We start from the raw sequence: 8293 nt of genomic DNA, 5'->3' as shown, positions 1-8293 counted from the left end.
ACGCCGACACCAGGCGCGAGCCAAACGAGCCCATTACTCCCGCCGCCTCAACCTCGAACCCCAGCCATGATCACGATTGGCGGCTGCCGTACTAGCAGAACTGGCGCCGCGGTGACCTTGGGCATGGCGGTCGGCGAGATATTGGCGTCCAGGGCGGCCGAGGTGGTGGGCGCCGGTCCAGTGGAGGTCGGGGTGGAGTCGCAGGCGGCAAGCGGAAGAAGCAGGACAGCAACGAGGACGGCAAGGCGACGCAAGGCATTCTCCCCGGCGAAGGTAATTGGCCGCGGGATCTTAAAACACCGTCGGCCACGTTGCTGCCCCGTGGCCTGGCAGCCGTCGGATGACCGCGAATGGCTTGTCGGCGTGAGAGCGTGCTGACATCAAGCAGATTCGGCTATCACCTGGGAGGAATATGCGCACCAACTGGTTAGCGCCGGATCGAGCCTCGGCCAGGGCGGTGTCGGTCCGGGCCGTTGAGCGAGACCGGCCTGGATGGGTCATCGTGGGGTTGTGGACGAGGTGACTGTGGCGGCGTAGCGGCTGGCGCCTTCGACCGAGAGGCCGAACATGTCCATGAGGCGGCGGATGTCGCCGCTGGTGGCGTGGGCTTCGTCGAGGATCCGGTCGAGGCGGATGGACTGCCCCGCTATACCGAGTTGGTGTCGGATCCACCAGTGGCTGACCGGGCGAACGGTGATCGCGTTGCGGATATGGGTGAACACGTGCGGGTTGATGGTGTGTGGCCAGGTGGTCTGCCGGTAGTCGAGCCAGGCGGCCAGCCGGGTGCGGACTGGCGGGGCCAGCGGGATGACCTGCTCGCCCAGGTGTAGCCGTCCGTCGTGCAGGCCGATCAGTTGCAGGTGGCAGAGCTGGATGATGCGCACGGCGTGGAAGGCAAGCAGGGCGGCCAGCGCGGCGGTGGCCGGTTGGCCGGAGTTGAGGTCGGCGCGGACGGCCTCGAGGTCGACCGACGCGGGCGCAGGTGACTGGGGCTGCGGTGCGCTGAGCCGGGCGGTCAGGTTGACGAAGACGAGCTTGCGGACCTTGAGGATCCGGAAGATCGACCGTAGGCCCTGCAGCATGGTGTAGCGGCCAGCGGCCCGGTGGGCAGCACGGCGCGGACCTCGTCGACTCCCATCTCGCGCAGCGACGGATGCGCCGCCGCGAACTGGCGCAAGGCCGGAAGCGCCCAACGCAGCTGGGTGGTGATCGTGGCGTCATTGCGCGGTTTGCGCCGCGGCGGCTCGGTCGATCCGTGCCGCATCACTTCCAGCCAGACGCCGAGTTCGTCGCGGATCTGCTCGGGCAGATCAGCGGTGTTGACGGTGAACCAGGTGACGATCGCGGGCTGCCGGTCCTCGTCGAGCAGACCGGCGTCAGCCAGCACGTCGGCGACCACGGCGGCGGAGTGTTTGATCCGCGACAGCAGCGCGACGTCGCTGCGCTTGATCGGCGCGCCCGGGGTGTCCTGGATGCCCAGCAGGATCCGCATGGCGCGGCGAACCCGCTCGATCTTGCTGCGCCGCCAGCCGTAACGCTGCGCGTGCTCGGCGACGAACGCGAGCAACGCCGCTTCCCGGTCCGGGTGCGGAGGCGGCGGGAACCCGTTGCGCAGTCCCGCTTGCAGGTCGCGGGCGGCGTCGAACAACACGAGCTGGCGGTGCCCAACCGGGGCCAGCAGCCGCATGTCCGGCGGCACGGTCTTCTTCACATACGGGCGTTTGCCGGTGCCGTCCTGGTGCCACAACCCGGCGATGAACAACTGCTGGCCGTGCCGGTTGGCCTCGGCCAGGCCGACATCACCGACCCGGCGCCCCAGCGCGTGAGCGAACAGGCTGCGCTGGCGATGACACAACCGGCACGAGCCGTCCTCGTAGAGCGCCACCGCCTGCCCGCAGGTCGCGCACGCGGCGACGGTGCGGTGCGCGTCGCGGTGCGCGCGGCAGGCCGCACACGTCCAGCCGTAAGTGCGGGTGACACCCCAGGCGTGACAGTCCGGGCAGGCGTCGATGATGACCCGCCGCTGGGCCAGCTTCCAGGCCGGGGAGCGCTGCCCCGGCGCGTGCGGATGACACCGGGCACACAACCCCGACATGTAGTAGTCCGCGGTGGACGCGCACTTGTAGCACGGCGGAGCGGTAACCGGGCCGCCCGGCCAGCAGACGAAGCAGTACGGGATCTCCCGCATCGCCGGTGGCCGCACCTTGCATACCCTGCACGGCCTCAACCGTCCGTTCATGCCGGCGGGATCGAGGTGTGCCGCCCCAGCTGCGGGCTCAGGGTGTTCGAGTTCCCGGAGGCGATGCTGGTCTGCTGTGGGCGGCGTGCGGCGACTTTCTCCGGCTCACACAGCAGCAGGTCGGCCGGGGTGCAGCTGAGCACCGTGCAGATCACGTCCAGATCGTCCAGGCGAATGGAGGTCGGGGTGCCTGTCCACAACGCCGACATCTTCCCGGCGCTGATCTCCAGCCCGGCCTCCGCCAGCCGGCGGCGCATCTCGGTCGACTTCCAGATCCCCGTCTGCGCCGCGCGCATCCGCAGGTTCCACTGCATCCCATCACCCCTCAAGTGGTCCGAGCCGGGCTGCGGTCCGGGCGTTGCTGGCGTTCCACGCCTGGGTCACGTGCTCGACCGGGACGTGGATGTACCGGGTCGTCGTCGACAACCAGGAGTGGCCCAGGACCTCCTGGATCGCCTTGACGTCCAAGCCGTTGGCGTACAACGACGACGCACAGAAATGCCGCAGCACGTGCGGCGTCAACCGGCCGCGCCAGGACGGTAGGCCCCGCTGCACCGCAGCGGCCAGGCCGTCGCGCAGCGTCTGCTTGCCTGCTCGCGGGCAGCAGCCGGTCAACGGGTCCGGGTGGCGCTCTGCCGGTAACAGGGGCGCATCCGGGTTGGTGTAGTCCGGGCCGAACTGATGCCGGACCTCGACCATCCACCAGTCCAGCAACTCCCGGACCGAGTTGATCGCCGGAACCAGCCGCGTCTTCACCCCGCGACCGCGGCTGCCCTTGCCGAACCGGACATCTACGCAGCCGTACTCGCCCAGGTCCCGGCGCCAGTCCCGGATGTCCAGCATGCAGGTCTCGTTGATGCGTAACCCGATCCGCCGCCACAACGAGGCCGCCAGATAATCGCGTGCCGCAGGCAGGAACTTGCGCGCCTGCGGCAGCCACAACCGCCACGCCGCGAACAACGCCTCGACCTCGTCCGTCGACGGCGGTACCCGGGCCGAGCCGTAATCAGCCTGCGCCGGCCGGTTGAACTCGTCGATCACCTGCTCGACCACGACATCCGTCAACCGGCGGATGTCGCCCTGATACCTGACGACAAGGAAATCGAAGAAATGCGCCAGAGCCCACGCCCTGTGCTGCACCGTCAACCGGGCCAGCCCCGACCGACGCGCCGCAGCCAGAAACCGATCCGCGTCACTTGGCCGAGCCGTCCACACCGGACGCGCCAAAAACCGGATGAACTCGAACAACACCGACCGGTCCGACGCCACCGTGCTATCGGCAGACCCGGCACCCACCGCCGCGAGCAGGTACTGATCCACCAACTCCTGCTCGAAATCCTCGACCTCGGTCGGGGACGACAGCCGACGCGGCGCGTCGAGCGACCGCACCACCGCCAAGTCCATGACCACCCCAGATCGCCGATACCGACCGTTGATCAAGAATGACGGCGACTCTTCAGGCATCCCGACCGTCTGTCAACCATCGATCTCCACGACAACGCACAGACCTGGTCAGCCACAACAGCCAAGGACCAGAGCAGACCCCAAATGGAACTCCGTGCAGTTGTGATAGGCGACCTCGAAGTCGACGACGAATAGCCATCGCACAACTAGCCGCCGCGGCGCGGCCAACCCCTCAAATCTCTTCACAAGGGCTGGCCCCTTCTCGAGCTCCTCGCGAGCGCGAAGAAGGGGCCGGCCCTCTTGCGTTCTGCGAAGGGCCACCGTCATGTCCGGGCTCACCGCCCTGCTCTCCGAACACCTTGCTCCCTCTCCTGCGCCTTCTCTGTCTTCCAGCCCGCCGGACTTCCCGCTGCCGGCGCCGACGCGGTGGGCGGAACATGCCGCCAGCACCGTCACGGCCTGGTGCGTCCACCGGCCGTGGCTGCTCGCGGTCCTCGCCGCCCTCGCCGTCGCCGGGTTTATGGCCCAGGCGGTCCTGCTGGCCCGCCACGACAAGCGGATGCGCGAGGATGCCCGGCTGATCTGGATCAGCCCGGCGCCCGAGGTCGACCCGGACGGCGCCCGGGTGCTCTGGTCCACCCTGGCCGAAATCCTGCGACCCAGCTGGTGGCGCCGGCAGCGCGACGGCCGCCCCCACGTCGTCCTCGAATACCGCTGGTCGGGGCGGCAGCTGCGGATCGGGCTGTGGCTGCCCGGCACGGTCGCCTACGGACCGGTCCTGGCCGCGATCCGCGGCGCCTGGCCCGGCACGGCCTGCGACATCGCCGACCCCACCGACCCCATGCCGATCACGGCGATCGCTCAAGGCGGCGCCCTGGCCCCGCTGCTGCCCGCATGGTTCCCCCTGGTCAGCGACCACGACGCCGACCCGCTGCGCACCCTGATCCAGGCCGCGGCCGACCTCGCCCGGACCGAGGCCGCCTGCGTGCAGGTCCTGGCCCGCCCAGCCAGCAACCGGCAGATCGGGCGACTGCGCCGCGGGGTCCAGGCCCTGCGCACCGGCAAACCCCCGAACAGCCTGCTCGATCCGGCGGTCTGGCTGCGCGGCGTCCTGGACCTCGCGCTCAGCGTGCTCGGCCCGACCCGCCGCCCGAGCGTCAACGCCGGGCGGTCGGTCGCGCGGCTGCCCGGCGCAGACCCGCAGGCCGACCGGGACGCCCGCGCGGCCGTCGACAAACTCGCCGGCGCCCCGCTGTGGGACGTCGCCGTCCGGTACGCCGTCGCCCACACCGGACCCGGCGGCACCGCAAAGACCCTCGCCCCGCGGCTGACCAGCGTCGCCCACGGCCTCGCCTCGAGCTTCGGCGTCTACGCCGGCCGCAACCGGCTTCGCCGCGTCCGCGCCGCCCACCCCGCCCGCGTGCTGGCCTCCCGGGTGCTGCGCTCGGGGTTCCTGCTCAACGTCGGCGAGCTGTCCACCCTGGCCGGGCTGCCGACCGACATCGCCGTCCCGGGCCTGGACCGGGCCCGGGCGAAGGCGATGCCGGCGCCGGTCGCCGTGGTCAGCGGTGGGCGCGGCACAAAAGTCCTCGGCACCGCCCAGGTCGGCGGCCACAAAGTCGCCTTGAAGGCGGCCGACGCGCGGCAGCACGCGCACGTCATCGGCAGCACCGGCAGCGGCAAATCCACCCTGCTGGCCAACATGATCCTCGACGACATCCACGCCCGGCGCGGGGTCATCGTCATCGACCCCAAAGGCGACCTGATCAACGATGTGATCGACCGGCTGCCCGCTGAGGTCGCCGACAAGCGGCTCTACCTGATCGATCCGGACCAGCCGGCCGGTGCCACCCTCAACCCGCTCGAAGGCGCCGACCACGACCTGGTCGTCGACCACATCGTGTCGATCTTCGGAAAGATTTTCGCGAAGCACTGGGGCCCGCGGATCGACGACACGATGCGCATGGCCTGCCTCACCCTGCTGCGCAAGGCCAACGCCACCCTGACCCTGATCCCGAGCCTCCTTCAGGACAAGCAGTTCCGGGCCGCATTCACCAGCGACCTCGACGACCCCGAAGGATTACTGGGGTTCTGGCAGTGGTTCGAATCCACCCCGCCGCCGTTGCGCTCGCAGGTCATCGGACCCGTCCTGGCCCGCCTACGCAGCTTCCTCACCCGGCCGTTCGTCACCCAGACCGTCGGCGCCGCGCGCTCGACAGTCGACATGCGCCGGGTCCTGGACGGCGGGATCCTGCTCGCTCGGCTGCCGAAGGGGCAGATCGGTGAGGAAACCGCCCGGCTGATGGGCTCGTTCATCCTGGCCCAGGCGTGGCAGACCGCCACCGGCCGGACCCGGATCGCCGAGGACGCCCGCCGCGACGCCGTGGCCTACATCGACGAATCCCACAACTTCCTCAACTTGCCCGGCAGCGTCGGGGACATGCTCGCCGAGGCGCGCGGCTACCGGTTCGGCCTCGTCCTGGCGCACCAGAACCTGACCCAGATGCCCCGCGAGACTCAGCTCGCGCTGTCGGCCAACGCGCGTAACAAGGTGTTCTTCACCTGCGCGCCGGAGGACGCTACGCAGCTGGCGAAGCACACGATGCCGGAGTTGTCCGACCACGACTTGTCCCATCTGGACGCCTATCAGGCTGCCTGCCGGCTGGTGGTCGATGGCCGGGAGACCCCGGCGTTCACCTTGCACACGCTGCCGCCGAAGGCGGTGGTCGGTGAGACGACCGCGGTCCGGCAGGCGGCACTGGCCAACGTCACCCCGCCCGGCGCAGCCAACGGGCAGGCCGCGATCGCCCAGCTCGCCCGGGTCACGCCACCCGCACGTCAACGGCGGGCCGATCCACCCGATGACCCAACACCCACCGAAACGAGCGCCGCGTGACCCAACGGTCACGCGGCGCTCGCCATTTCGGGCCGCGACATTCCGGGAGTTTCTGTGACCACGCCCAACACCCTTCAGCCGGACGTGCCGCGCCGGCGCCGGTTGGCCGACCAAATCGCCAACCAGTTGTTCACCGCCCGCTTGCTGGGCGAACGGGTCCGGCTCATCCAGACCCACCACGCGCACCTGGCCAGTCGGCCGCGGCTGCACGACATCTTCAGCGAGGCCCCGCTGGTCGCCGCGAGCGGCGACCCGGACCTCGTGCACGTCGCGTGCGCCACCGCGGGCGGGCCGCCGGCGGTGATCCGGCTGCATGGGCGCGTCTGGAGTCTGATCCTGTCCGCCGGCCGGCCGCTGCCGGACTGGGTCCTCGCGGTCCACGACGCGTACCCGCTGCATCTGCTGCCGCCCAGCAAGGCCCGCGCCGGCTGGCTTCAGGCGTTCGACCTGGCCGCCGACCCCCTCGCCGTGCCGGAGCTGACCCGCGTGTGCCAGCGCATCCACGCCGCCCTCGCGCCCGGCCCGTAACCCGGGCCCGGCGCCTGCACACGGCGCGGCCCTTGTGGCCCGTGCCGGATTCCTGTCCGCAACTCACGGTCGGGAGACCACCATGCCGGACACCGATGACACTTCACACGGTCCTGTCCGTCTCCGCCAGTTGCTCACCCAGAATCGGGAGCTGAAAGCGATCGGCGTCTGGAACTGGACGCTGCCCGCCTGGGCCGGCCGCCTCGACGACGGCCGTACCTTCAACACCTGCCCGTCGGCCGGCATCTGCGCGAAGGTCTGCTACGCCCGGCAGGGTACCTACCTGTGGCCGGTCGTACGGGCCAAACACCACGCCAACCTGGCATTCGTCCTCGACGACCTGCCCGGCTGGGAGGCCGCGATGCTCACCGAGCTGGCGGCCAAGAAGTTCACTGGCGCCTGGATCCGCGTGCACGACGCCGGCGACTTCTTCTCCGACGCCTACCTGCAGGCGTGGCTGCGGATCTGCCGTGCCCGGCCAGACCTGCACTTTTACGCCTACACCAAAGAAGTCGACCGCTTCCGGCGCCTCGTCGAACCGGATCCGCCGCCGAACTTCCTCTGGGTTTACTCCTACGGCGGCACCCAAGACCGTCAGCTCGACCCGGACGTCGACCGGGTCGCTGACGTCTTCCCCGACGAGCAGAGCCTCGTCGAGGCCGGGTACTCCTCGCAAGACGCCTCCGACCTGCTCGCCGTCCTCGGGCCGCGGCTGGTCGGTATCCCCGCCAACCGCATCCACGCCTTCTTGAAGGCCATGGCCGGCCGGCGCTTCAGCACCTGGCAGGCGCAAGAGGACGAACAGCGAGCGGTACGCCGACACCGTATCGGCCGGCCTCCCGGCGCTAAGGCCGCCTGAGCCGCGCCGTCCCGCCACCCCGGGTGGCGGCCCTCGTCGGGAGGGGACGGCATCGTGCCCTGGCGACGCTCTGGTCTTTTGTTGATGTCTCACCCAGGAGAACGTCCTGGCGACACTCGCCCCGTTCTACGCCGACAACACCGTCGAGCTTTACCACGCCGACTGCCGCGACCTGCTGCCGCAGCTGCGTGGCGATCTGATCGTCACCGACCCGCCCTACGAACAGACCTCTCTGCGCTGGGACCGCTGGCCGGCCAGGTGGCTTGACGCGCCGTCGACTGCACCACCGCGATGTGGTGCTTCCTGCCGTTGCGGCAGTTCGCGGCACCGCCGTACCGGGGCCGCGAGTTCACCGCCGCCGGGTGGC

Annotated in this window: 7 protein-coding genes; 3 read left to right on the top strand and 4 right to left on the bottom strand. The window is 70.1% G+C overall.

The genetic code is table 11. From position 1 onward, the window contains the following. Positions 1-497: 497 nt before the first annotated feature. The 4 genes from ACIA5C_RS47940 to ACIA5C_RS47925 are packed head-to-tail and all read right to left on the bottom strand — an operon-like array spanning position 498 to position 3643. On the bottom strand, positions 498-1082 hold the full coding sequence (locus tag ACIA5C_RS47940) for a hypothetical protein (RefSeq protein ID WP_396067959.1): 585 nt from the start codon (positions 1080-1082) through the stop codon (positions 498-500). Further along, positions 1016-2188, bottom strand: a complete 1173-nt coding sequence (locus tag ACIA5C_RS47935; RefSeq protein ID WP_396067957.1) for a hypothetical protein — start codon at positions 2186-2188, stop codon at positions 1016-1018. The genes ACIA5C_RS47940 and ACIA5C_RS47935 overlap by 67 nt, the downstream gene beginning before the upstream one ends. Before the next feature lie 47 nt (positions 2189-2235). Next, positions 2236-2553: a helix-turn-helix domain-containing protein gene (locus ACIA5C_RS47930; RefSeq protein WP_396067955.1), complete on the bottom strand. Its 318-nt coding sequence runs from the start codon at positions 2551-2553 to the stop codon at positions 2236-2238. A gap of 4 nt (positions 2554-2557) precedes the next feature. Further along, a complete protein-coding gene (locus ACIA5C_RS47925; RefSeq protein WP_396067953.1) occupies positions 2558-3643 on the bottom strand; it encodes a tyrosine-type recombinase/integrase in 1086 nt (361 codons plus the stop codon). A 325-nt stretch (positions 3644-3968) separates the two neighbouring features. Here ACIA5C_RS47925 and ACIA5C_RS47920 point away from each other — a divergent pair, with 325 nt between their 5' ends. The 3 genes from ACIA5C_RS47920 to ACIA5C_RS47910 all read left to right on the top strand — a co-directional run bounded on the left by ACIA5C_RS47920 (position 3969) and on the right by ACIA5C_RS47910 (position 7926). Then, positions 3969-6539: a type IV secretory system conjugative DNA transfer family protein gene (locus ACIA5C_RS47920; RefSeq protein ID WP_396067951.1), complete on the top strand. Its 2571-nt coding sequence runs from the start codon at positions 3969-3971 to the stop codon at positions 6537-6539. A gap of 54 nt (positions 6540-6593) precedes the next feature. Continuing rightward, positions 6594-7067 carry a hypothetical protein gene (locus ACIA5C_RS47915; protein ID WP_396067949.1) on the top strand — a complete coding sequence of 158 codons (474 nt, stop codon included), beginning with the start codon at positions 6594-6596 and terminating at the stop codon, positions 7065-7067. 82 nt (positions 7068-7149) lie between these two features. Beyond that, positions 7150-7926, top strand: a complete 777-nt coding sequence (locus tag ACIA5C_RS47910; protein WP_396067947.1) for a hypothetical protein — start codon at positions 7150-7152, stop codon at positions 7924-7926. Positions 7927-8293 lie beyond the last annotated feature (367 nt).

Origin of the sequence: Actinoplanes sp. NPDC051343 (assembly GCF_044455125.1) — a bacterium.
Classification (GTDB): Bacteria; Actinomycetota; Actinomycetes; order Mycobacteriales; family Micromonosporaceae; genus Actinoplanes.
This window is presented reverse-complemented; position numbering and strand designations above follow the sequence as displayed.